26 protein-coding genes are annotated in these 22,854 nt (G+C 34.6%); 17 read left to right on the top strand and 9 right to left on the bottom strand.

Annotation, left to right across the window (positions count from 1 at the left end):
* The first annotated feature begins 8 nt into the window (after nt 1-8).
* Nucleotides 9-1,094, top strand: a complete 1,086-nt coding sequence (locus GZ63_RS0115825; protein ID WP_051681523.1) for a THUMP domain-containing class I SAM-dependent RNA methyltransferase — start codon at nt 9-11, stop codon at nt 1,092-1,094.
* A gap of 46 nt (nt 1,095-1,140) precedes the next feature.
* Here GZ63_RS0115825 and GZ63_RS0115820 read toward each other — a convergent pair whose 3' ends face one another.
* The 4 genes from GZ63_RS0115820 to GZ63_RS17655 all read right to left on the bottom strand — a co-directional run bounded on the left by GZ63_RS0115820 (nt 1,141) and on the right by GZ63_RS17655 (nt 4,130).
* Entirely contained in the window at nt 1,141-1,728 is a 588-nt protein-coding gene (locus tag GZ63_RS0115820; protein ID WP_029271220.1) for an SCO family protein, read from the bottom strand.
* Between the two features lie 97 nt (nt 1,729-1,825).
* Nucleotides 1,826-3,475 carry a b(o/a)3-type cytochrome-c oxidase subunit 1 gene (locus GZ63_RS0115815; RefSeq protein ID WP_029271218.1) on the bottom strand — a complete coding sequence of 550 codons (1,650 nt, stop codon included), beginning with the start codon at nt 3,473-3,475 and terminating at the stop codon, nt 1,826-1,828.
* Complete coding sequence (locus tag GZ63_RS0115810) at nt 3,475-3,957, bottom strand: cytochrome c oxidase subunit II (RefSeq protein ID WP_029271216.1); 483 nt, start codon at nt 3,955-3,957, stop codon at nt 3,475-3,477. The genes GZ63_RS0115815 and GZ63_RS0115810 overlap by 1 nt, the downstream gene beginning before the upstream one ends.
* A 20-nt stretch (nt 3,958-3,977) precedes the next feature.
* Complete coding sequence (locus GZ63_RS17655) at nt 3,978-4,130, bottom strand: subunit I/II of b(o/a)3-type cytochrome C oxidase (RefSeq protein WP_084179369.1); 153 nt, start codon at nt 4,128-4,130, stop codon at nt 3,978-3,980.
* A 338-nt stretch (nt 4,131-4,468) separates the two neighbouring features.
* On the opposite strand from GZ63_RS17655, the gene GZ63_RS0115800 reads away from it, so the two are divergent.
* Nucleotides 4,469-5,554, top strand: a complete 1,086-nt coding sequence (locus tag GZ63_RS0115800; RefSeq protein ID WP_029271214.1) for a type III polyketide synthase — start codon at nt 4,469-4,471, stop codon at nt 5,552-5,554.
* Nucleotides 5,555-6,064, top strand: a complete 510-nt coding sequence (locus tag GZ63_RS0115795) for an isoprenylcysteine carboxyl methyltransferase family protein (protein ID WP_029271212.1) — start codon at nt 5,555-5,557, stop codon at nt 6,062-6,064.
* Nucleotides 6,065-6,122: 58 nt separating this feature from the next.
* Here GZ63_RS0115795 and GZ63_RS0115790 read toward each other — a convergent pair whose 3' ends face one another.
* Nucleotides 6,123-6,323, bottom strand: coding sequence for a cold-shock protein (locus GZ63_RS0115790; protein ID WP_029271210.1), 201 nt, complete (start codon nt 6,321-6,323; stop codon nt 6,123-6,125).
* 349 nt (nt 6,324-6,672) lie between these two features.
* Between GZ63_RS0115790 and GZ63_RS0115785 the strand changes: the two genes are divergently transcribed.
* The 13 genes from GZ63_RS0115785 to GZ63_RS0115720 all read left to right on the top strand — a co-directional run bounded on the left by GZ63_RS0115785 (nt 6,673) and on the right by GZ63_RS0115720 (nt 18,551).
* Nucleotides 6,673-8,343, top strand: coding sequence for a formate--tetrahydrofolate ligase (locus tag GZ63_RS0115785; protein WP_029271208.1), 1,671 nt, complete (start codon nt 6,673-6,675; stop codon nt 8,341-8,343).
* Nucleotides 8,344-8,515: 172 nt separating this feature from the next.
* Nucleotides 8,516-9,472, top strand: a complete 957-nt coding sequence (locus tag GZ63_RS0115780; protein WP_029271206.1) for a thymidylate synthase — start codon at nt 8,516-8,518, stop codon at nt 9,470-9,472.
* Between the two features lie 47 nt (nt 9,473-9,519).
* Nucleotides 9,520-9,999 carry a dihydrofolate reductase gene (locus GZ63_RS0115775; RefSeq protein ID WP_029271204.1) on the top strand — a complete coding sequence of 160 codons (480 nt, stop codon included), beginning with the start codon at nt 9,520-9,522 and terminating at the stop codon, nt 9,997-9,999.
* A 19-nt stretch (nt 10,000-10,018) separates the two neighbouring features.
* Entirely contained in the window at nt 10,019-10,597 is a 579-nt protein-coding gene (mobA, locus tag GZ63_RS0115770) for a molybdenum cofactor guanylyltransferase (RefSeq protein WP_029271202.1), read from the top strand.
* A gap of 154 nt (nt 10,598-10,751) precedes the next feature.
* The gene (locus GZ63_RS0115765) at nt 10,752-10,958 is read left to right on the top strand and encodes a twin-arginine translocase TatA/TatE family subunit (protein WP_029271200.1); all 207 of its coding nucleotides are present in this window, start codon (nt 10,752-10,754) and stop codon (nt 10,956-10,958) included.
* 18 nt (nt 10,959-10,976) lie between these two features.
* Nucleotides 10,977-11,156: a twin-arginine translocase TatA/TatE family subunit gene (gene tatA, locus GZ63_RS0115760; protein ID WP_029271198.1), complete on the top strand. Its 180-nt coding sequence runs from the start codon at nt 10,977-10,979 to the stop codon at nt 11,154-11,156.
* Between the two features lie 81 nt (nt 11,157-11,237).
* Nucleotides 11,238-11,999, top strand: a complete 762-nt coding sequence (gene tatC, locus GZ63_RS0115755; RefSeq protein ID WP_029271196.1) for a twin-arginine translocase subunit TatC — start codon at nt 11,238-11,240, stop codon at nt 11,997-11,999.
* A gap of 14 nt (nt 12,000-12,013) precedes the next feature.
* On the top strand, nt 12,014-12,232 hold the full coding sequence (locus GZ63_RS0115750; RefSeq protein ID WP_029271194.1) for a YozE family protein: 219 nt from the start codon (nt 12,014-12,016) through the stop codon (nt 12,230-12,232).
* Nucleotides 12,233-12,304: 72 nt separating this feature from the next.
* The gene (locus tag GZ63_RS0115745) at nt 12,305-13,456 is read left to right on the top strand and encodes an exonuclease SbcCD subunit D (protein ID WP_029271192.1); all 1,152 of its coding nucleotides are present in this window, start codon (nt 12,305-12,307) and stop codon (nt 13,454-13,456) included.
* 1 nt (nt 13,457) lies between these two features.
* Complete coding sequence (locus GZ63_RS16960; protein WP_038221309.1) at nt 13,458-16,589, top strand: AAA family ATPase; 3,132 nt, start codon at nt 13,458-13,460, stop codon at nt 16,587-16,589.
* 201 nt (nt 16,590-16,790) lie between these two features.
* Complete coding sequence (vrrA, locus tag GZ63_RS0115730) at nt 16,791-17,243, top strand: VrrA/YqfQ family protein (protein ID WP_051681522.1); 453 nt, start codon at nt 16,791-16,793, stop codon at nt 17,241-17,243.
* Between the two features lie 85 nt (nt 17,244-17,328).
* The gene (msrB, locus tag GZ63_RS0115725) at nt 17,329-18,288 is read left to right on the top strand and encodes a peptide-methionine (R)-S-oxide reductase MsrB (RefSeq protein ID WP_029271188.1); all 960 of its coding nucleotides are present in this window, start codon (nt 17,329-17,331) and stop codon (nt 18,286-18,288) included.
* 47 nt (nt 18,289-18,335) lie between these two features.
* Nucleotides 18,336-18,551: a DUF6501 family protein gene (locus GZ63_RS0115720; protein ID WP_029271186.1), complete on the top strand. Its 216-nt coding sequence runs from the start codon at nt 18,336-18,338 to the stop codon at nt 18,549-18,551.
* Nucleotides 18,552-18,589: 38 nt separating this feature from the next.
* Here GZ63_RS0115720 and GZ63_RS0115715 read toward each other — a convergent pair whose 3' ends face one another.
* Entirely contained in the window at nt 18,590-19,780 is a 1,191-nt protein-coding gene (locus tag GZ63_RS0115715; protein WP_029271184.1) for a M14 family metallopeptidase, read from the bottom strand.
* Nucleotides 19,781-20,025: 245 nt separating this feature from the next.
* Here GZ63_RS0115715 and GZ63_RS0115710 point away from each other — a divergent pair, with 245 nt between their 5' ends.
* The gene (locus tag GZ63_RS0115710) at nt 20,026-20,265 is read left to right on the top strand and encodes an indolepyruvate ferredoxin oxidoreductase subunit alpha (RefSeq protein WP_029271182.1); all 240 of its coding nucleotides are present in this window, start codon (nt 20,026-20,028) and stop codon (nt 20,263-20,265) included.
* Between the two features lie 51 nt (nt 20,266-20,316).
* On the opposite strand, the gene GZ63_RS0115705 is transcribed toward GZ63_RS0115710, so the two are convergent.
* From GZ63_RS0115705 to cysK, 3 genes are all read right to left on the bottom strand, one after another.
* A complete protein-coding gene (locus GZ63_RS0115705) occupies nt 20,317-20,574 on the bottom strand; it encodes an acylphosphatase (RefSeq protein ID WP_029271180.1) in 258 nt (85 codons plus the stop codon).
* Between the two features lie 591 nt (nt 20,575-21,165).
* On the bottom strand, nt 21,166-21,357 hold the full coding sequence (locus tag GZ63_RS0115700) for a hypothetical protein (protein ID WP_156947757.1): 192 nt from the start codon (nt 21,355-21,357) through the stop codon (nt 21,166-21,168).
* A 405-nt stretch (nt 21,358-21,762) separates the two neighbouring features.
* Nucleotides 21,763-22,683, bottom strand: a complete 921-nt coding sequence (gene cysK, locus GZ63_RS0115690) for a cysteine synthase A (RefSeq protein ID WP_029271176.1) — start codon at nt 22,681-22,683, stop codon at nt 21,763-21,765.
* Between the last annotated feature and the right edge of the window lie 171 nt (nt 22,684-22,854).

Genomic DNA, 22,854 nt, shown 5'->3' with positions numbered 1-22,854 from the left:
AATAGGGATTGGAATCTATTGTGGCAAAAGAGGTTAGACAGCTGGGCTATGAGGTGAAAATCGAAAATGGTATGGTCCTGTTTGATGCTCCTGTATCAGCTATTCCACGTTGTAATTTATGGTTGCGTACGGCAGATCGTGTAAAATTATTAGTCGGTTCGTTTACTGCTAAGACTTTCGATGAGCTTTTTGAATCTACGAAAGCTTTACCTTGGGAACAATTTATTCCGGAAGACGGAAGGTTTCCCGTATCTGGTAAATCTATAAAATCTACTTTATATAGTGTTCCGGACTGCCAAGCAATTACCAAAAAGGCAATTGCAGAGCGATTAAAATTAAAATACGGTCTGGCAACAAAAATGCCTGAGACGGGGCCATTATATAAAATAGAGGTAGCATTACATAAAGACAATGCTATGTTAACCATAGATACATCAGGAGTAGGGCTACATAAAAGAGGTTATCGTATTGGCCAAGGAGAAGCCCCTCTAAAAGAAACACTTGCTGCAGCACTTGTTATGCTGACAAATTGGAGGCCAGACTACACATTAATTGATCCTTTTTGCGGTTCAGGAACCATACCAATTGAAGCTTCCTTAATTGGACAAAATATTGCTCCCGGTTTTAACAGAGAATTTGCCTCAGAGGACTGGTTCTTTATTAAAAATACGCTATGGGATGAGGCATTTGAAGAAATGGAGGACTTGGCAAATTACGATCAGCATTTAGATATAATTGGATCTGATATTGATCATAATGTTGTAAAAATAGCAAATGACAATGCACAAGAAGCAGGCTTAGGGGAGCTTATAAGCTGGAAACAAATGCAAGTAAAGGATTTATTTATTCGTAAAGAAAACGGATATATTATTGGAAATCCTCCTTATGGAGAACGAATCGGGGATAAAAAAGCAGCTGCAAAAATTTATAAAGACCTTGGTTCTATTATGTATAAACATCCAACATGGAGTGTATATATATTAACTGCATTTGAAGATTTTGAAAAAGAATATGGACAAAAAGCCACAAAAAAGAGAAAGTTATTTAATGGTTTTATTCGCACCGATTACTATCAGTACTTTGGCAAAAAATAAAAAAGTTAAAAGTATTCAGTGGAGCAAAGCTCTCCACTGAATACTTTTAACTTATAGTGTTCATAATTCTTTTATAAACTTTATCTTTATTAAAACCATCACCCATTGTGAATTTTTCAACTAAATTATTATTCTCATCCAGGAAGTAAGTAAACGTAGAATGGATAATATCACCAGTTCCTGGATCTCTATATAAAAAGTCAAATGCATCAGCAACTTTTTTTGTATCCTCTTCTGAACTTCTTAGAAACACCCAGCCATCTTCTGGCGTAGTAACTTCAAATCTGCTTGCATAATCTCTTAATACTTCATTCGTGTCGTGTTCTGGATTGATTGTTATCGTAATGAACTCCACTTTATCACCAAACACGCCTTCTTCCATCAGCTTATGCCGAAGTTTTGACATTTCTAATGTGGTTGTAGGACAAACATCAGGACAATTTGTATACATAAATTCAATTAGGCGTGCTTTTTTCGGCATATCGGCAAAAGAGTACTCTTCATTAAATGCGGTCTCCATGACAACATCTTCAGGTAATTCAGCGCTTCCCGGTTTAATGACTTTTAAATAAAAGATTCCTGATGAAATTCCCAGTATCAACAAAGCCCCGAAAATAATATATAATTTTTTCAAGCTGTTTACCTCCAATAATAAAAATGATAGTAGCAATGTTTCATTTCCATAATGTCAAAGAAATAGAAAGAAGGGGGGACGAAAAAATTCCCCCGTATTACCAGAGTCTAAAACCTTTAGATCCTGGAGGTGCGTTTTGGATAATATCAATAAACGGAATCGTATAAGCAAATAAAATTAATGCGACTGTCACCCCGATCCAAAGCTTCCAATTTTCAAGTACCTTAGGCGTAGTTCCGGAAGTTTCACCAACTACAGCAATTGGAAATTCCTCTTTTCCTTTAGGTGCAAAGAAGGCTAAATTAACAAAAATAACCAACATGATAATCATACCGATAAAAAGAATCGATCCGCCAATAGCCTGTGCAATTTGATAAGCACCCCAACTTGCTGTATCAGCATTACCCGCATACTCGGAATAAGCAGAACGACGTGGGCCACCAAGCAAACCTTGCCAGTGCATAGCCCCTGACATTATAGCCATACCAACAGACCAGACAATAGTTTGAATAATTCCCCACTTATTCATTTTTGCAGTTAATTTCCGGCCGGTCATGGAAGGGATTAACCAGTAAGCTATTCCAAAAAATGTTAAAATAACAGAAGTGGCCGCGGTTAAATGAAAATGCCCTGTTACCCATATTGTGTTATGCACAACTTGGTTCATTTGGTTGGATGCGTTGATAATCCCGCCAGCACCACCTGGTATAAACCAAACCATACCGATAAATGGAGCTAAAAAGCGAACATCTTTCCAAGGCATCTTCTTAAGCCAGCCAAATAAACCTTTTGCACCTAACTCACGACCTCTAGCTTCAAAGGTAGCAAATAAAGAAAATGCAGTCATCAGAGATGGGATTACAACTAGGAACGTTAATACAACCTGAAGATATTTCCAGAATGGATCAATACCAGGTTCTGTTAACTGATGATGGAATCCTACTGGAATAGAAAATAATAAGAGCAAAATAAACGATAACCGTGCTAAGGAATCTGAAAAAATTTTTCCGCCTACTATTTTAGGAATAATGGCATACCAGGCCATATAAGCAGGCAGTAACCAAAAATAGACGAGTGGATGACCAAAATACCAGAATAATGTACGGCTTACAAGCACATCAATTGTTTCTGTGAATCCAAGTGACCAAGGCAGAAATTGCAGTAACACAGTCGCTGCAACACCTAATGTTGCTATTTGCCACATTAACATGGTTATAACGGCCATATAACTTAATAATGGTGTTCGCTCTCCGCGATTCTCTTTTCTCCATCGTGCATGGCGATGGAAGATAACAAAACCTACAAACCAGCTTCCAATAATAACTAATGCTAACCCGATATAAAAGCCCGGATGTGCTTTTAAAGGTGCATAAAACGTATAAAGGACAGAAGCTTCATTTAATAAAATGAAGGTAGCTGTAGTTACAACTCCAGCTGTCATCATCCAAAATCCAGCCCAAGCCCATTTACGTTCTCCTGAGCTGTATTTTCCCGCTGTTTTACTTTGTGTAGCTACCAAAAATCCTAATATAAAAAAGGTTGTTAAAACAAGTCCGAGTACAACTCCGTGAAGCGTCAATATTTGATAATAGCCGATACCTGCCGGCAATGTAACTTTCCCAGACCGGACAAGGGTTTGCATTAAACCCGCTGTTGCTCCGATTAAAAGGGCAAAAAAAGCCACATACATATGTGCCATAGTTAACTTAGCATCCGCAGAATGAATCCCCTTCATAACCTTCATCATTATTCCACCACCTCAATTGTTGCAGACATTAAATGGTGCCCTGTACCACAATATTCGTTACATAAGAGGGTGTGTTTTCCCGCTTTATTAAATGTATTTGTATAAGTGCTGATATACCCTGGTTCAAGCATCATGTTTACATTCGTTCCAGCTAATTCAAATCCATGTACAACATCCGTAGTCGTTGCATTAAAATGAACTGTTGCTCCTTTAGGAATTTGAACAATTTTATCGTCTGTACCGACATCGTAATTGAAAGCAGATGCAACGACGGTAAGCTGATATTCGTTATCACCTATTTTTTTCAGACCTGGATCATCAAATGGTGCTGTTGCGTGAACCTTTTCAGGATTTAATGTAACAGCGCAACTGGGGGGTTGATTTCCCATATAAAATGCACTTATACCAACTACGATTAGAAAAATAAGTAAAGTAGCAGTTCCAAATAATAGCCAAATCTTTTCATATTTATGCATATTCATAGGTTCTTAACTCCTTTTCGCTAACGTGATATATAGAGGCCCCATACTCCCAGCCAAGATAATATAATGAAACCTCCTAAAAGCATTACTGAAACAAAAGTACCCTTTAAAGAAGTTTTATCTTCACTTGCATCTTTTTTTAGGGATTGCTGATTAACTTGAGCTTTAGGCATAAAATAGTTCTCCTTTCTTTTTTAATTCTTTCCTGCATCATTCGTAAAGTCTTTCTTGACTTACATTCACCCCTTTAATTTTGTGTTGTATACCCTACATTCATCATACATAAATTGAAAGCAAAATTTGTCTTAATTCACAGGAATTCACAAAGTCTTCAATAACGCTTGTATACTGTTTTCATGAGATTTTTCTAACCATTAGGTTAGAAAAGTTTGTGAATGATACGTGACAATAAAATGTATATTTTTTGAAATAAAGGATAAAATTATCTCATTACGTGAAGAATAAACAAGATAAATTACAAGGAGGACATCTAAGGAGGAGGTTGGGATATATGTCTTATATCAGTTCTATTGGCTTAGGAATTCCGCAACATGTTATATCTCAAGACAAGGTTAAGAACTTAGTGAAAAACATCTTTCCTTATCCAGAAAAAGAAATTAATCGATTACTTCCCGTTTTTGACAGGGCAGAGATCAATGAAAGACAATTAGTAGTCGAAGAAAATTGGTTTAAGCAACTTCACACCTTCGAAGAAAAAAATAACTTATATCAAAAATGTGCTAAAGAATATTCGCTGCACGCAATCGATCATTGCCTAGCAAACAAGGAATTTTTAACCGAAGATATTCCATACAATGCTATCGATATGATTATGTTTGTATCAAGTACTGGAATTGCAACACCCTCTCTTGATGCACATTTATTAAATGAGCGGCCTTTCCGAGAAGATATTAACCGGATGCCGCTTTGGGGATTAGGATGTGCGGGGGGAGCCATCGGATTAGCACGTGCATTTGATTGGTTAACTGCCCACCCAGAAAAAAGTGTTCTTCTTGTTTGTTGTGAACTATGTAGTCTCACCTTTCAGAAAGATGATTTTTCAAAAAGCAACTTAATTGGAACAGCTCTTTTTGGAGATGGCATAGGTGCAGTCTTACTTATGGGAGAAAGGTCTCCTTATTTAAATCACCGAAAAAAAACAACTCCAAAAATCACTAAAACAAGCTCTTTTACAAAAAAAGACAGTCTTTCTATTATGGGATGGAAAATATCAACAAGAGGGTTAGAAGTAATTTTTTCAAAAAGTATTCCCTCGCTTGTCAAAACATTATGGAAAGATCACATAACCGCTTTTATTCAAAAGTCTAAATTGGACCGACATCAAATACATTCAATCATTGCCCATCCGGGCGGTAAAAAAGTTTTAGAGGCAATGGAAGAAGTTTTAAATATGTCTAAAACAAAAATGAAGCATTCCCATAACGTGTTAGCAAATCACGGAAATATGTCTTCAGCAACTGTCTTGTACGTATTGCTTGAATGGATGAAGGAAAGTGTAAATCAAAAGGAACAGAGTATATTATGTGCTCTAGGACCTGGTTTTAGTTCAGAATTATTGTTATTGGAGTGGAATTGAATGGCAGTATGGATGTGGGGTTTGATTCTATTTATTATTACCCAACGGCTGGTAGAAATAAAAATTGCAAACAGTAACGAAAAATGGATGATGGCAAAAGGGGGAGTAAAAATCGGAGAAGAACATTATAAATGGTTTGTGTTATTGCATTGTTTATTTTTCTTATCAATTATGCTGGAAGTTGGTTTTCAAAGTGATCAAGCACATTCATTAAACGTATATTTATTCTCTATTTTTATTGCAGCTCAATTAGGAAGAGTATGGTGTATAACAACATTAGGCAGATTTTGGAATACAAAAATAATCGTTTTGCCAAGAGTAGCATTAATAAAAAAAGGGCCATACAAATATGTAAAACACCCAAATTATATTATTGTGGCAATTGAATTATTTGTTATTCCTTTATTATTTGGCGCATATATTACTTCCGTTATCTTCCCGATACTTCATCTGCTTTTATTACGAATAAGAATTCCAAGTGAAGAAAAGGCATTAGCTATCAGGTCATAAAAGAAACATCAAAAAAAAGCGGTAATCCATAAGATTACCGCTATTATTATAATCTTTGTTATTGTTTAACTACATTTGCTGCTTGCGGGCCACGTTCGCCTTCCACAATTTCAAACGTAACTTGTTGGCCTTCTTCTAAAGATTTAAAGCCTTCTTCTTGAATAGCTGAATAGTGTACGAATACATCGTCTCCATCTTCAACTTGAATGAAACCATACCCTTTTTCTGCGTTAAACCATTTTACTACTCCGTTTTCCATGTACTTAATCCTCCTAAAAACTTTCACGTAAAACGTGTTAATACAAAGCAGATCACTAGAATATCAAAAAAGCAGCCTCAAACTAGAAGGTGGGATCACTATTACATCCACTTCCACTTGAAGCTACTTGTCTTTAATGATTCCATACATCTTCTTTGCTTGTGTCTAATATAGCCTATTTTACTATGTCAGTCAAGGATTAAACATCAAGAATTATCCGTCCTAGCACATATTCCATCGATATTTTTAATAAAATGTACTATAAAGTGTAAGCGTGTTCACACACAATTGGTGTAAAAAATTCCATAATCAGTTACAATAAATATATATTGGATAAAGGGGTGGAGTGATGAATACAGATATACAAATTGCTCAACAAGCAAAACTGAAACCCATTAGTGAGATTGCCGAAGAACTCAACTTAACCGAAACTGACTGGGAGCCTATTGGTCATACGAAAGCTAAATTATCAGAAAAGCTGTTTGATAATTCATCAGATAGGCTAGACGGTAAAATTATTTTAGTAACCTCCATTAATCCAACTCCAGCCGGTGAAGGAAAATCCACAGTAACGGTCGGACTTGGACAAGCACTAAATAAAATTGGTAAAAAAACTGTAATTGCATTACGTGAACCTTCTCTTGGCCCTGTTATGGGAATGAAAGGAGGGGCAGCCGGAGGCGGCTACTCCCAAGTACTCCCAATGGAAGATATTAACCTGCATTTCACTGGTGATTTACACGCTATTACAAGCGCAAATAATGCTTTGTCTGCCATAATCGATAATCATATTCATCGGGGAAACGAATTGAACATTGATCCAAGAAGAATCGAATGGAAACGTGTAATGGATATGAATGATCGTGCTTTAAGGCAAATTGTAGTTGGGCTAGGGGGGCCAACCCGCGGGGTTCCCCGAGAAGATGGTTTTAATATATCAGTAGCCTCAGAAATAATGGCTATCCTTTGCCTGTCAACGAGTTTAGCAGATTTAAAGGAAAGATTATCTCGAATCGTAATTGGTTTCACATATGATGAAAAACCAATTACAGCTCATGATTTAAATGCAGAAGGAGCTTTAACAGTTTTACTAAAAGATGCTTTAAAGCCTAACTTAGTACAAACGATTGAAAATACACCCGCTATTATTCACGGGGGGCCATTTGCTAATATAGCACACGGTTGCAACAGTATCATGGCCACAAAAACAGCTTCCAAGTTAGGGGATTATGTTGTTACAGAAGCTGGATTTGGAGCTGACCTTGGAGCGGAAAAATTTTTAGATATAAAGTCTCGTGCCGGTAACATAAATACAGAGGCAGTTGTTATTGTTGCTACTGTCCGCGCATTAAAAATGCATGGTGGTGTACCAGTTGATCAATTAACAGCAGAAAGTGCTGATGCACTTAAAGCCGGTATGGAGAATCTTAAAAAACATATAGAAACAATAGAGGAATTTGGTCTGCCATATGTCGTTGCTATTAATAAATTCCCGACTGATACGGAGGCAGAAACAGATTTTATTCAAAGCTGGTGTGAATCAAGAAATGTGGATGTTGCATTAACCGACGTATGGGCGCACGGAGGAGAAGGTGGAATAGAACTTGCTGAAAAATTAATTAATAAAATAGATTCCGCTAAAAGGAATTTTCAGTACGTTTATGCGCTAGAAGATTCGTTAGAAACCAAAATAAGAAAAATTGCACAAAAAATATACGGTGCAAGAGATATTGAATTATCTGCCCAAGCAAAAAAACAAATAGCATTTTATGAAAAAGAAGGTTGGGGAAACCTACCTGTGTGTATGGCGAAAACACAATATTCATTATCAGACGACCCTTCTTTATTGGGTCGACCTAAGGGATTTACAATTACAATCCGAGAATTACGCCCCTCTATCGGTGCAGGGTTTATTATTGTACTAACTGGTGAAATGATGACAATGCCAGGACTTCCTGAAAATCCAGCTGCTTTAAACATGGACGTTACGAATGATGGAAAAGTTATCGGTTTATTTTAGCGAGAAACACCTCTAACGAATACCGTATATTCTAAAAACAAGTAAGGCATGCACTCTCCTTACTTGTTTTTAATTATTAAACTTTTTCTTGTCAAACTATGTTAGACTTTATGCAGAAAATGGATTGTTGAATGATATACCTTGTAATATAATTTATACTTGGAGGGATAGTATGACTACAGGTGAACAAGCTTATTTAAATTTATGCAGATATATTTTAGAAAATGGAACTAAGAAAGATGATCGTACTAATACAGGGACCTATTCAGTTTTTGGACATCAAATGCGTTTTAATTTAAGTGAAGGATTTCCTTTGTTAACGACAAAGAAAATACCTTTCCGGTTAGTAGCAAGTGAACTTTTGTGGTTTATTAAAGGTGATACGAACATTCGCTTTTTATTGGAAAATAAGAATAATATTTGGAACGAGTGGGCATTTAAAAAGTGGGTTGAAAGTGATGAATACAAAGGACCAAACATGGATAATTTCGGTATTCGGAGTCAGCAAGACCCCGTATTCAAAGAAAAATACGAACAGCAGATGAACATCTTTAAAGAAAAGGTCCTGGAAGACGACCATTTTGCTAAGAAATTCGGTGATCTGGGGTTTGTATACGGAAAACAGTGGCGTAGTTGGCAAACAACCAATAATAAAACAATTGACCAACTCAAAGAAGTAATAGCTTCAATTCGCTCAAACCCTGACTCTAGAAGACATATTGTAACCGCTTGGAACCCTGCTGATATTCCACAAATGGCACTGCCTCCATGTCATACATTGTTTCAATTTTATGTTGCTGACGGGAAGCTTTCTTGTCAATTATATCAGCGTAGTGCCGACATTTTCTTAGGTGTGCCGTTTAATATTGCAAGCTATGCCTTATTAATATCTTTAATTGCACATGAATGCAAGTTAGAAGTAGGAGAATTTATTCATACATTAGGGGATGCACACATTTATACAAATCACATTGGGCAAGTTAAGACTCAACTTAAGCGTGATTTAAGAAATTTACCTACACTTCATATTAATAAAGATAAGGAATCTATTTTTGACTTTGAAGTGTCTGATTTATCTATATCAGATTACCATCCACATCCAGCAATTAAAGCGCCGATTGCTGTATAACAGTGAAAAAATTTTGATTCTTCATCAAAACGAAGGAGGTCTAGAAGATGATTTCATTGCTTGTTGCTATGGATCGCAATCATGTAATTGGGTTTGAAAATGGTATGCCATGGCACTTACCAAAAGATCTTAGATTTTTTAAAGAAAAAACAACAGGCCATAATGTGATTATGGGAAGGAGAACGTATGATTCGATCGGTAAAGTTTTACCAAATCGCAGAAATATTGTGCTCACACGTAAGCAATATCAATTCCCAGAAGGTATTGAGGTAATAAATGACTTAAAAACTGTATTGCAATGGAATGAAGAAAATCCAAATACGGAATTTTTTATTATCGGAGGGGGTAATATTTTTAAACAAGCGCTCCCATTTGCAGATCGAATGTATATTACATGGATTGATGAGTCGTTTAATGGTGATACTTATTTTCCCGATTTTAAAGAGGAAGAATGGAAATTAAGTATAAAAGAAAAAGGCGAAAAAAACCCGTATGATTATTATTTTTTACAATATGACCGTAAATAAAATATAGTGAGGAGATAATATGGAAGTTTGCGGGGTTATACTCTCAGGGGGGAAATCCTCAAGAATGGGTACAAATAAATCACTTTTAGAAATTAATCATAAGCCTGTCATTAAACATATTCTAGAAGAGCTCCAACATTGTAGTGATAACGTCATGATCGTTGCAAATGAACCTTCATTATACGAATTTTTAGGTGTAAAGCTATGCAGTGACAGGTATATCGATAAAGGACCTTTAGCTGGACTAGAGACAGCTTTATACCATATCGATGCCAACGCTTATATAATTGCCGCTTGTGATATGCCATTCATAAGCAAGGACATTTATCACTTTTTATTAAATCAACTGGATCATGATGATGCTGTTGTTCCTATTTATAATAATCACATGCATCCGCTCTCTGGTATTTATACAAGAAGGGCTTTACCAGTTATCCAAGCACATCTAGAAAAAAACAACTTGAAAGTAAAAGGTTTCTTTGATGATATAAGGGTGAATTATGTAAGTGACTTCGGAACTCTTCCTGAGGAATTATTACAAAAGCATTTTTTTAATATGAATAGTCCAGCAGAATATGAAAAAGCAACACAAGTATAAGTTGTTAAATGGACTAAAAACATGTTAAACTAAGTGTAGATTTTGCCGAAATACATACACTAAATTTAAGAACATTTTATGTCCTTTTCAATGTTCTGATGTATATTTTCACAAAATGTATTATAATAAATATATCTTATAAAGAAGGTGTCATATGTTTACTAATATAGGTTTTCCAGGTTTAATATTAATCTTAGTTATTGCTTTGGTTATTTTTGGTCCCAAAAAGCTGCCTGAGATTGGTAAAGCAGCTGGACAAACATTACGTGAATTTAAGAAATCAGCACATGATTTAACCAGTGATGTCACCGATGAAATAAAAGATGCAAAAAACATCGTTAAAGGGGAAGAAAATAAATAATATTGCGGAGTGATAATTATGTTTAGCAATATCGGAATCCCCGGGTTAATATTAATACTTATTCTTGCCTTAATAATATTCGGCCCGGCGAAATTACCAGAAATCGGAAAAGCATTTGGAAGCTCATTAAAGGAATTTAAAAAAGCTACAAATGATATTGTCGGTGATGATAAAACAAATAATAAAGATAACAACTAATATTTTATTTTCCGAAGGTGTAAGGGCATTTACCTTACACCTTCTTTTTCGCTTATATCTACTGTAAGGGAGTATAAAATAATGGCTGCTCGCAAAATTGATCAAGAGAAAGAAATGCATGTAACTGGTCATATATCAGAATTAAGAAACCGGCTTATTATAACGGCTATTCTTTTTGTCCTTCTATTTATTATTGGGTTCGTCTTTGTAAAAGATATATATGGATTTTTCGTCAATGATTTGGAATTTGAATTAAATGTAACAAGTCCCGGAGATATAATTTGGGTCTATTTCACCATGGCTGGTTTAATTGCTATTGTTGGGACACTTCCTATTCTTAGCTTACAGATATGGTTATTTATAAAGCCTGGATTGACACCAACCGAAAGAAAAGCTTCTTTATCTTATATACCTGCTATTTTCTTTTTATTTATAGGTGGTCTAGCTTTTGGTTATTTTATTTTTATTGAACTTATTCTTCCATTCTTGCTTTCGCTGAATGATGGAATGTTTAATGAATTATTTACGGTTGATAAATACTTTAGGTTTTTAATACGGATCACATTACCATTTGCAGTTCTATTTGAAATTCCTATCATTGCTATGTTTTTAACAAGTTTAGGAATTATCACACCAGATTTCATGAAAAAAACAAGAAAGTATGCTTATTTTATTTTAGTTATTATTGGAGCCGTTGTAACTCCGCCAGATGTTATTTTACAAATTGTCGTGGCAATCCCATTATTTATTCTCTATGAAATTAGTATTTATTTATCCGCTATCGTTTACCGTAAAAAACAGCGAAAACATAAAGAATTTATGGAAAACGATGAATTTCAATAAATAGGGGGATTTTTATGAGATCATTTTATCAATTTTTATTAACTTATCGCGGCAAGGTCCAGCCAGACGATCAGAGCCGGCTGGCAGACTGGGTTTATTTGGATCAAAATTTTCCAAAACATGCTACGAATTATAATGAAGTCAGCAATTATTTGGAGTGGAACAGCCCCTTTACAAATGCACTTACCGTCTTTGATGAATTGTGGGATATTTATTTATCAAATGAAGATTAAAAGGCTCTGGAAATTTCCAGGGCCTTTTATTTAATTGAACCATGTTAGAATAAGGGAACAAGGAGGAGACAAATGAAGATATTACATACCGCTGACTGGCATTTAGGCAAAATCGTCAATAATGTTCATATGACAGGGGAACAAGAATTTATTTTAACTCAATTTTTACAAATTGTGAAAAATGAAAAACCAGATGCAGTCATTATTGCTGGTGATATATACGATAGAGCTGTTCCGCCAAAAGAAGCAGTGGAACTTTTAAACCATATATTGACATCATTAATAACAGAATTAAAAACACCAGTACTTGCAATTGCTGGTAACCATGATAGTCCTGATCGATTAGAGTTTGGAAATCAGCTCTTTCGGACGCAGAATCTATATATCGAAACAAAACTCCGTCCAGATCTACAGCCAATTATACTTAACGATGAATATGGCCCCGTTTATTTTCATCTGATTCCATATATCGAACCTTCTGAAGCTCGGGTATTATTTCAAGATGAATCTATTCATTCCCATCAATCTGCAATGGAGAAAATAATAGGTTATATTAAAGAAAATAATGATATGAATGAGCGTCATATTTTTGTTGGACATGCATTCTTAGCTGGAGGGATGGAGTCAGAGTCTGAAGAACGTTTATCAATGATTGGTGGTACACCTTATATCGATGCATCTTTATTTTATGACTTTACTTATGTAGCAATGGGGCATTTACATCAAGCCCAGCGTGTTAAAAGCGATGTAATACGTTATAGCGGCTCTATATTAAAATACTCTTTTTCTGAAGCAAACCACAAAAAATCTGTAACAATGATTGATCTTGATAAAAAAGGTAACTGCCAGCTAGAAATGATTCCTCTAATACCAAAACACGACATGAAAGTGATCGAAGGATATTTTGAGGAATTACTGGAACACCCTATTGATAATCATATGGATTTTTTGCATATACGTTTGCTGGATACTGGGGAAATCATTGATCCAATGAATAAGTTAAGAAGCGTTTATCCAAATATTTTACGCTTAGAAAGAAAAGGATTATCTTCAAAAACTAGTTTACTAGATTTACAGAAAATCCAAAAAAGGCAATCACAGTCACATACAGAATTATTTTCTTCCTTTTATGAGGAAATAAAAGGTGTAACAATTTCCGAAGAAAAAATTCAACAAATAAACCATGTCATTTCAAAAGTTCTAGAAAGAGAAAGAGGGGAATAACATGCGAGCGATTACTTTAGAGTTAACAGCTTTTGGACCATATTTGGAAAAACAAACGATTCATTTTGATGAGCTTGGAGAAGAATCCATTTTTCTTATTACAGGGCCCACCGGTGCGGGCAAAACAACAATATTTGATGCGATATGCTATGCTCTTTATGGACGGGCGAGTGGATCTGACCGTGATCAAGATTCCTTGCGCAGTCATTTCGCTAGTGTTGATGATCCAACCAAAGTAAAGTATCGCTTTTCACTCCATAATCAAGAATATGAGATTATCAGACAGCCAAGACAGCTAAAAAAGAAAGAACGTGGCGATGGATATACAGATGAACCAGCAAAAGCAACACTGTACGAAATGATAGATGGCAAAAAGGAACTGATCACTGCCAGAATCAAAGAAGTCAATGAAACAATCGAAACAAAATTAGGGTTTGATTATGAACAATTTTGTAAAATGGTGCTCATCCCTCAAGGGGAATTTCGTAAGTTAATCTCTGAAAACAGCAAAGAAAGAGAATCGATTTTACAAAAAATCTTTCATACGTATTTTTATGAAAAAATAACAGAAGAATTAAAGTTAGAATCAAAAGAATTAAAAGAGAAAATCAATCATTTAGATTATAATATTCAACACGAAATAGCTAAAATAAACTGGGAGTATCATTCAAATAGGGAGGAAGAGCACTCTTTAGAAAACAATTCTATTCATTTTATCATAGAAAAATTACGCGAAGAAATCCGTCTTACAAAGGAAAAAATTGCAGATGAAGAAAAACAAAAATCCACCCAGGAACAAGCACTGATAAATGCTCAAAATCAGCTCAATGAAGGTAGAATAGTTGAAGAAAAATTTAAGGAGCAGGAACAACTAAAAAAAGATAAGACGGCATTAAGTGATCAATTAGACTCAATAGAACAAATGAAAGAACAACTTCAATCTGCAAAACGAGCACAGGAAATTATTCCTTTTGAAGAACAAATGAGAGCAAGAAAGAAGGAATGGATCGAACAACAAAATGAATTACAAAAACAACAAGAAAAAATAACTCAAATAAACCTTGATTTTGAAAATATTCGAAAACACCATGAAGAGGAAGAATCCCTTAGCGATAAACGAGAGAAATTAAAAGAAGCTATCAACAATATGAAACAACAATTAGACCAAGTTAATCATTACCTGGAATTGCAAGATAAAGCAATACAAGCTACGAACATAAAAGAAAAAGACAAAAAACAAATGGATAATGCTGAAAAAAAACTTCAAGAAACTGAAAAAAAACTAGAGGGCATCGAGCAGAAGCTTGGTGAAGAGCAAGATCTAACTAAGGACTATTATCAAGAAAAAGATGTACTGGAAAAAATCAAAGATAAGGTCAAAAAGCTGACAGACCTCTTTAAAGAAAATCAGTACTTAAATGAGTTGCGCAATAATTATCAAATACTTAAAAAACAATATATCGAAAAACAAGAAATAGTAAATCAGCTTAAAGAAGCGTATGAAAAGGCTGAAGACCAACAAAAGCTCCATTATGCGGCATATATAGCACAACATTTAGAATATGGATCTCCTTGTCCTGTCTGCGGTTCTATGGAACATCCTAATAAAGCAGAACAAGAACATCAATCAATTCAAATAAATATAAAACAACTAAAGCAAAAACTTCAAGATGAAGAGCAATCATTTTTAGCATTACACCAAAATTTTAGTGATTGTAAGTCAAAAGGGCAAAGTCAACGCGCAACGGTTAATAAGCTTTATAAGGAACTTGAAGATACACTGCCAAGTCTTGACCAAGAATCCATTAGCCATTTAATCAAACAGCTTCAAAATTCTATCATCAGTCATGAAATAAACCTTAAAAAACTCACACAGGATTTAGAGCGAATTCAAACATTGAAAACTCAAAAAATGCAGTATAGACAACGGATAGGGGATCTTAAACAAACGTTTGATCAATACGTTAATAAGTATCAAAGGGCAAATGATGATGCTATAAAATTAAATACACAATTAGACGTATTAGCAAAGCAACTTCCTCAGGATATCAATGATGTTAAACGTTTTAAGCAACAAATAGCAGATAAAGAGAACCAATTGGACCATATGGTAAAGCGCTGGGAGGAAACCAAACAAAAATACCAAGCAACTTATGAATTATTACAAAAAGAAACTACGATTGTTGATCAGCTGGTCTTATTTGAAAAAAACAAAAAAACGAATTATGAATCCCAACAACTGCAATTTAATGATACTATGAAAGCTAAAGGATTTGCATCAGCCGAAGCCTATCAGAAAGCAAAAATGCCTCTTGAGAAACAATCGGTTATCGAGGAAGAAATACAGCGTTTTGAGCACAGAATGAAGCAAATTAATCTTCGTTTACAAGAATTATTGCTTCAAACCAACAATATGACACGCCCCGATCTGCACCAACTATCGGAATTAGTTGATACGAAACAAAACCAATTACAGACGATCAATGACCATCTCTATGCCTTGAAATTAAAGCTGACCAATGATGAGAGTATTCTTAAACATATTAATCGAGAATTAAAGCATCAAAAGGAATTAGAAGAGGAATACTATATGATCGGTGAGTTAGCCGAATTAGCTCATGGAAATAATTCTTTAAAACTTTCGTTTGAACGTTATGTATTAGCCTCATTCTTAGATGAAATTCTATTACAGGCAAATATTCGATTAAACCAAATGACTGAAAACAGATATCAGCTAATGCGCAGTGGACAGGTTGCCAAGAGGGGGGCTCAAAGTGGGTTAGATCTTGAAGTGTTTGATCACCATACAGGGCTTAAGCGGTCTGTTAAAACATTATCCGGAGGTGAAGGATTTAAAGCTGCTCTAAGTCTTGCTTTAGGTCTTGCGGATGTTGTACAAAGTCATTCAGGCGGAGTTCAGTTGGACACATTATTTATTGATGAGGGGTTTGGAACATTAGACGAAGTCTCCTTACAACAGGCGATTGATTGTTTGAAAAGTTTACAAGACAGCAATCGATTACTTGGAATTATTTCTCATGTTCCATATTTAAAAAATGAAATCCATGCAAAATTACAAATAACTCCTTCTCATAAAGGATCAAAGCTTGCCTTTTCATTCGGTCAAAGTTAAACCGGATTGAACAGGAGAAGGAGAGACGAAAGCCTTGTTCGATAAATTTCGTTATAATATTGAAAAAGGTGGAAAAAAGCTTGGTTTCTTGTATATTTCTGCGGTTGCCCGGGAAATATTGAAGAGATGTCCTTAGCCTACACTCTTTTCAATTAATAAACGTAAGCTATCTAGAGCATTACTTTTTGAAAGGAGGATCTTATGGTTTATCCAATGCAAGGTCCAAGAAACTATCACTCTAATGCTATTCATACGATACCACCGAATCCCGGTTTAAATAGAATGCCAAATAGGAATCATATACAAAACAAAATGCAGCCATTAATGCAAAAAGGAGTAGGCGGCTTATCAAAAACATTAAATAATGTACAGCAAGTGTTAGGTGTCGTACAATCAACAGCTCCAATTGTTCAACAATACGGGCCAATGGTCAAAAACCTTCCTGCCATGTATAGAATGTTAAAAGCTTTTAAAGAGGTTGAAGATTCTGAAAGTATTGAAGCAGAAAGTCTTGAGAGCCTTGAAGATAATAAAGAAATCATGGAGAGCAGTAATAAGGTTACAAACGATCAAACAACATATCGAAAAGAGAAGGGGTACCCAAATCAACAAAAACGTATAAGTGGTGAATCAACACCCAAATTATTTATTTAAAACAATCGTAAGTCACACCACTTGATTTTTCCAACTATAACCTGAAAAATAGACAGTAAAGAATACAGTACTGGAGGTAAAGAACATGGCTAATAATCATGAATTGGCAACTTTTGCTGGTGGATGTTTTTGGTGTATGGTAGAACCATTCGATGAGCGTCCAGGTGTGGTAGAAGTCATCTCTGGATATACAGGAGGTGAAATAGAAAATCCAACATATGAGCAAGTTTGTTCAAATACGACAGGACACGTTGAAGCAGTTCAAATTGCCTTTGATCCAAAAACAATGCCTTATCAAGAATTGGTCAATACATTCTGGCAGCAAATCGACCCCACAGATCCAGGTGGACAGTTTCATGATAGAGGAGAGTCCTACCAAACAGTTATTTTTTATCATAATGAAGAACAAAAACGGATTGCAGAAGAATCAAAACAAAAATTGGAAAAAAGTGGCAAGTTTAAAAATCCAATTGCAACAAAAATTCTTCCTGCCAAACCATTTTACAAAGCTGAAGAAGCTCATCAAGATTATTATAAGAAACAGTCATTTCATTATCGTTTATATAAAAAAGGATCCGGGCGGGAAGATTTCCTCAAAAATAATTGGCAACCAAAATTTAATAAAGCAAATTTAAAAGAGCAACTAACACCAATACAATATCACGTAACCCAAGAAAACGGTACGGAAAAGCCTTTTCACAATGAGTATTGGGATAACGAGGAAGAAGGTATTTATGTAGATATTATATCAGGAGAAGTTTTATTCACTTCCAAAGATAAATTTGACGCAAATTGTGGATGGCCAAGCTTTACTAAACCCGTGGATAAATACCAGCTAACGGAAAAGACAGATTCCAGCCATGGTATGATTCGTACAGAAGTCAGAAGCAGGAGATCCGATTCACATCTTGGTCATGTTTTTAATGATGGACCAGTTGATCGGGGGGGCTTGCGCTATTGTATGAATTCTGCAGCCATGCGTTTTATCCCTAAAGAAAAAATGGCAGAAGAAGGCTATAAGAACTATTTATATCTATTTGATTGATTATTTTCGATAATTATATTATGTAAACTACAAAAAAGGAGATAAACATGATCCATTTAAATTGGGAGAACACAGAAACAATAAAACAAATAGAATGTGTGCACACAGATGCAAAACGATTTATCGTACACAATAAATTAACCCCCGGAAAAATATATGATGTGAAAAATGAAACAGATGAATTTTATTTTATTATAGACAATAGCAAACGAATAGGTGGATACCTTAAAGACTATTTTAAGGAATTAAAAAATAACAGGTGATTTATCCTGTTATTTTTTAATATAACAATAAGATTTATTTAAAGGTATAAATTCGCTAGCATAATTCCTACATTCCTTTCATAAATAGCCGAAAATTGCTTAATGGGTAAAGGGTTCACGCCTTTACCCAATTCAATAGTAAATCCGGGTTTTTGAAATTTTTTTACAAACCAATCTTTATAACCAGCATAATTGTCTAATTCACCTATAGGTTTATAACCACTCACACGTGCATATTCACCTGCAATACGTTTAGATATAGATGGTTCAAATCCCTTGAATCCCCAGTAAATTTCTTCTCCCTGTGTATGAAATGCATTTATTCTAGCAAAATTTCTTTCCTTAGCCAGGTTTGCCATGGTAATTGCCTCAGGTTCGGTTAATGGCTTTATTCCAGGAAAATCTCTCGGTGCCGGAGAGGCAGGCTTACGCTTTGCTTCCATCCCCCAATTCGCCGGATATTGTTTATTTAAATCAACACCTCTTATATTTGCCTTCCAGTTTGAAAAATTCTCACTTTGCTTATTCATCGCTAATACTTCTTTCTTGTATTTACCACTTTCGGACGAACCTTTTAATACAAGATTAACTCCATCTGGATTGACCATTGGGACAAGAGAAAGCGTCGTATCCTGAAATAAGGGGAGCGTAGAAATTCCCTTTACTTGCTTATTATTAGTAAGAGATAAAGCATATTCATTTACAAATTTCATAATCACAGATGTTGTTATCCATTCATTGGCATGAAACGAGCCATTTAAATGCGTTTTTTTATCTCCACTTCCTATTTGTACTTCAACAAGTTTTTTTCCCATTACAGAATATCCGATCGTTTGAGTAAAAATAAAAGGATATAATTGTTGAAGTTGTTTTAGATCATTTTGCATTTTATCATACGTATAATGATCAATATCGGAAATAATAAAGTCGTTTACACGTTTCGGTAAGTAAATCGTTTGGTCTTTTTTTAAATCGTTTGTATTTGTTAATTGATTAATTAATTGTAAGCAATCGAGAGAAAGGTTGTGCTGGACGGCGATTTCACGTAATGTATCGTTTCTATTAACTGTATATTTATTTAATACATATCCTGGAATTTGAATGGAATCGCCTGATTTTAATTGATTTGAGGCTATTTGCGGATTCGACTTTTCGATCAATAGCAACGGAATGTCAAACAATTGACTGTAATACCTCAAAGTATCATTTAATCGAACTAAAACCTCCATGAATTTCCTCCTTATAATAAACTGAGTAGTAAATAGTATGTTCTAAACTCCAAAAAAAGAATAAATCAAATAACACTTATGACGGTTTTGGTAACGGTCTTGCCTAAGTGTGGAATATAGTATAGTATTAAAATTAATATAAAATCTTTCATTTCTGGATGTGAATGCGTTATAATAGGATATAAATTCATTCCATGACATGGCATAAATTACATCACGATAGTTAAGAAAGGGAGGAGATTTACTTGGCATTTGTAATTACATCACCTTGTAAAGATGAAAAGTCAGGCGAATGTGTAGAAGTTTGTCCTGTTGATTGTATAGAAGAAGGAGAAGACATGTTTTACATAGATCCTGATATTTGTATCGATTGCGGAGCATGTGAAGCAGTATGTCCTGTTGAAGCTATCTTCATGGAAGATGAGGTACCTGCTGAAGAAACTGAATATATTGCTTTAAATAGGAAGTTTTTTGAAGAACAATAAAACAAAGCCACTACTTTTATTTTAGAAAGGTAGTGGCTTGATTTATAATGATTATTTAATAGAAAAGCGTTTATAACCTTTAGCTTCCTCGTTTATTTGCTTTTCGATATGATCTATGCGAATAACTGGATTATATCCGGATTTCATTTCATCGATAAAAGCATAAAGCTTTTCTTCTGTCCCTTCAATTTCTAACTCAACTGTACCCTCGAAGTTATTTTGAACCCAGCCATCTAAACCATATTCTATTGCCTTCTGTTGAGTAGCATATCGAAAACCAACTCCTTGAACCCGTCCACTAATTACCATATCCACGCACAAGTTAAGACGTATATGCTTTTAGCCAACGAAAAAAAGATGAACTTGATATTATGCTTATTGCAAAAATAAAATTAAGAGAAAAAAGAAGAGCTTATAACAAAGTAAGCGACCGAAGAGACCAGTTAATGGAGAAATATGATATAGGGTGAATTGAAGAGATTGACAAAATATTAAACGAAAAATGAAATTGAGCATTCATCAATAATAAATAATAATGTGAATTAGATCACATTCCAAAATAAATAGAAACATATAAATCGATGACTTAATCAACATTTGAGGTCTTATTTATGAATGCGAAATGGCAATGCTAAGGTAGAAAAAAGTATTTGTTATCATATAGCAGTTCCGCTAGCTTACGGTAGAAAAATATTTAAATTATAATAAATCAAAAACAGCAAATAATTAAAAGCATACAAATCGAAACCTTTTTTCTAAAATATCTCACTATCACAAGTATACTTTAATCTGAGATGAATATCTCTTTAACTTCCTATAATATATATTATGTAAACTTGGATAAAGAAAGTAAAAGGTTTCAGTAAAATCGCTTCCTCTCCATTCCCTTTACCTCTATGTTTATTTGATTTCTCCTTCAATTTCTTTTAATCTTTTGTCAATATGTGAGATCACAAAGTTACATTCCTGTATCTCAAATTCATCCCTGTACTTTAAAAAATAATTCAGGCATTTTACAGCATGTTTTCTCCACCTATTTAATTCACCAATCGGACATTTATTGATTTGTTGTTTCACTAATTTACGATCCACTTCAATCATTCCTTAATCAGTTGTTTTAAATTTTCTCCTATTTTATATTCCTTTATCGTCTCAAAACTCTTTCAAATCGTCCAATCGTTCTCTCAGAGCGCTACATTTACTATAATCGTGTACCTGTAATGGAGTTCGAATCCCATTCATGTTTAGTACTAAAATAGTTCATGCGTTTAAGTACTAAAACAAGTATGTACATAAATACACTTAATAATAAAAAGGATGATTCAGTGAAAAACGTTGATTGGCAAATGGTTATATTTATTGGAGCGTCTTTGTTACATGATTATTGGATACACCTTGGACTTCCGCAAGTTTATTATTGGGAAGTTAAAAGAGAAATTATAAAAAACAGTAAATAAGAGTTTTGCCCACTTAATGTTTAATGTGGGCAATTTTATATTATTCATCAAATAAATTCATGCTCAAATAACGTTCTCCAGTATCAGGTGCAATACATAATACTTTTTTACCTTTTCCAATACGTTTAGCTACTTCAATCGCTGCAAATATAGCAGACGCTCCTGACAGACCAACAAAAATCCCTTCTTTACGTGCAACTTTTTTATACATATCGACTGCATCTTCATCCTCTATTTGTATAATTTCATCATAGACAGAAGTATTTAAAATGTCTGGTATGAATCCAGGGCTCGTTCCAACGAGCTTATGTTTTCCAGGTTTACCGCCTGAGAGAACCGGTGATCCTTTTGGCTCGACGACAGTAATATGCAATTTTGGTATTTTTTTCTTTAATACTTCTCCTGTTCCTGTAATTGTACCGCCAGTTCCAGAGGTTGCAACAAAAGCATCTAACTCACCTTTCATTTGTTCAATAATTTCGTTAGCGGTTGTGAAGCGATGAATATTGGGATTAGCTTGATTTTCAAATTGCTGAGGAATAAAACTGCTCGGAATCTCCTGTTGCATTTCTTTAGCTTTTTTTATTGCTCCTGGCATTTTTTCTTCACTTGGGGTTAAAACTACTTTAGCTCCATATGCCTGTAAAATATTTCTTCTTTCCATTGTGCTATTATCAGGCATTACCAAAATAGCTTCATAACCACAAGCTGCTGCAGTCATTGCTAAACCAATTCCCGTATTTCCGCTAGTTGGTTCAATAATAGTATCTCCTGGTGTAAGTATACCTTCTTCTTCTGCTACTTTAATCATATTATATGCAGCTCTGTCTTTGACACTTTTACTCGGATTATAAAATTCCAATTTCACAAAAACCTCTGCAGCATGATCAGGTACAATTTCATTTAACCTTACAATCGGTGTCTCACCAACTAATTCTGTCATGTTTTGCACAACCTTCATGCGGGATACCAACCTTTCCAAAATAATATTAATAATTCCTAGTAATTTACTGTAAATAATACATTTATTCCTTATGAAAAACAACCTATTTGTATAATATGTTTTTTAATCTAATTTGGGAAATAAACAAACGAAGCATCTTTTTAAATTAAAAAGATGCTTCGTTTGTTT

This window comes from Virgibacillus alimentarius (assembly GCF_000709085.1).
In the GTDB taxonomy this organism is placed as follows: Bacteria; Bacillota; Bacilli; order Bacillales; family Amphibacillaceae; genus Virgibacillus_B; species Virgibacillus_B alimentarius.
The sequence above is the reverse complement of the archived record's forward strand: the minus strand, read 5'-3'. Positions and strand labels throughout refer to the sequence as shown.

Excerpts from the sequence above, each read along its gene's own strand:
- GZ63_RS0115815 (WP_029271218.1), bottom strand. The coding sequence starts at position 3,475 with ATGATGAAGGTTATGAAGGGGATTCATTCTGCGGATGCTAAGTTAACT.
- GZ63_RS0115810 (WP_029271216.1), bottom strand. The coding sequence starts at position 3,957 with ATGAATATGCATAAATATGAAAAGATTTGGCTATTATTTGGAACTGCT.
- GZ63_RS17655 (WP_084179369.1), bottom strand. The coding sequence starts at position 4,130 with ATGCCTAAAGCTCAAGTTAATCAGCAATCCCTAAAAAAAGATGCAAGT.
- GZ63_RS0115800 (WP_029271214.1), top strand. The coding sequence starts at position 4,469 with ATGTCTTATATCAGTTCTATTGGCTTAGGAATTCCGCAACATGTTATA.
- GZ63_RS0115795 (WP_029271212.1), top strand. The coding sequence starts at position 5,555 with ATGGCAGTATGGATGTGGGGTTTGATTCTATTTATTATTACCCAACGG.
- GZ63_RS0115790 (WP_029271210.1), bottom strand. The coding sequence starts at position 6,323 with ATGGAAAACGGAGTAGTAAAATGGTTTAACGCAGAAAAAGGGTATGGT.
- GZ63_RS0115785 (WP_029271208.1), top strand. The coding sequence starts at position 6,673 with ATGAATACAGATATACAAATTGCTCAACAAGCAAAACTGAAACCCATT.
- GZ63_RS0115780 (WP_029271206.1), top strand. The coding sequence starts at position 8,516 with ATGACTACAGGTGAACAAGCTTATTTAAATTTATGCAGATATATTTTA.
- GZ63_RS0115775 (WP_029271204.1), top strand. The coding sequence starts at position 9,520 with ATGATTTCATTGCTTGTTGCTATGGATCGCAATCATGTAATTGGGTTT.
- mobA (WP_029271202.1), top strand. The coding sequence starts at position 10,019 with ATGGAAGTTTGCGGGGTTATACTCTCAGGGGGGAAATCCTCAAGAATG.
- GZ63_RS0115765 (WP_029271200.1), top strand. The coding sequence starts at position 10,752 with ATGTTTACTAATATAGGTTTTCCAGGTTTAATATTAATCTTAGTTATT.
- tatA (WP_029271198.1), top strand. The coding sequence starts at position 10,977 with ATGTTTAGCAATATCGGAATCCCCGGGTTAATATTAATACTTATTCTT.
- tatC (WP_029271196.1), top strand. The coding sequence starts at position 11,238 with ATGGCTGCTCGCAAAATTGATCAAGAGAAAGAAATGCATGTAACTGGT.
- GZ63_RS0115750 (WP_029271194.1), top strand. The coding sequence starts at position 12,014 with ATGAGATCATTTTATCAATTTTTATTAACTTATCGCGGCAAGGTCCAG.
- GZ63_RS0115745 (WP_029271192.1), top strand. The coding sequence starts at position 12,305 with ATGAAGATATTACATACCGCTGACTGGCATTTAGGCAAAATCGTCAAT.
- GZ63_RS16960 (WP_038221309.1), top strand. The coding sequence starts at position 13,458 with ATGCGAGCGATTACTTTAGAGTTAACAGCTTTTGGACCATATTTGGAA.
- vrrA (WP_051681522.1), top strand. The coding sequence starts at position 16,791 with ATGGTTTATCCAATGCAAGGTCCAAGAAACTATCACTCTAATGCTATT.
- msrB (WP_029271188.1), top strand. The coding sequence starts at position 17,329 with ATGGCTAATAATCATGAATTGGCAACTTTTGCTGGTGGATGTTTTTGG.
- GZ63_RS0115720 (WP_029271186.1), top strand. The coding sequence starts at position 18,336 with ATGATCCATTTAAATTGGGAGAACACAGAAACAATAAAACAAATAGAA.
- GZ63_RS0115715 (WP_029271184.1), bottom strand. The coding sequence starts at position 19,780 with ATGGAGGTTTTAGTTCGATTAAATGATACTTTGAGGTATTACAGTCAA.
- GZ63_RS0115705 (WP_029271180.1), bottom strand. The coding sequence starts at position 20,574 with ATGGTAATTAGTGGACGGGTTCAAGGAGTTGGTTTTCGATATGCTACT.
- cysK (WP_029271176.1), bottom strand. The coding sequence starts at position 22,683 with ATGAAGGTTGTGCAAAACATGACAGAATTAGTTGGTGAGACACCGATT.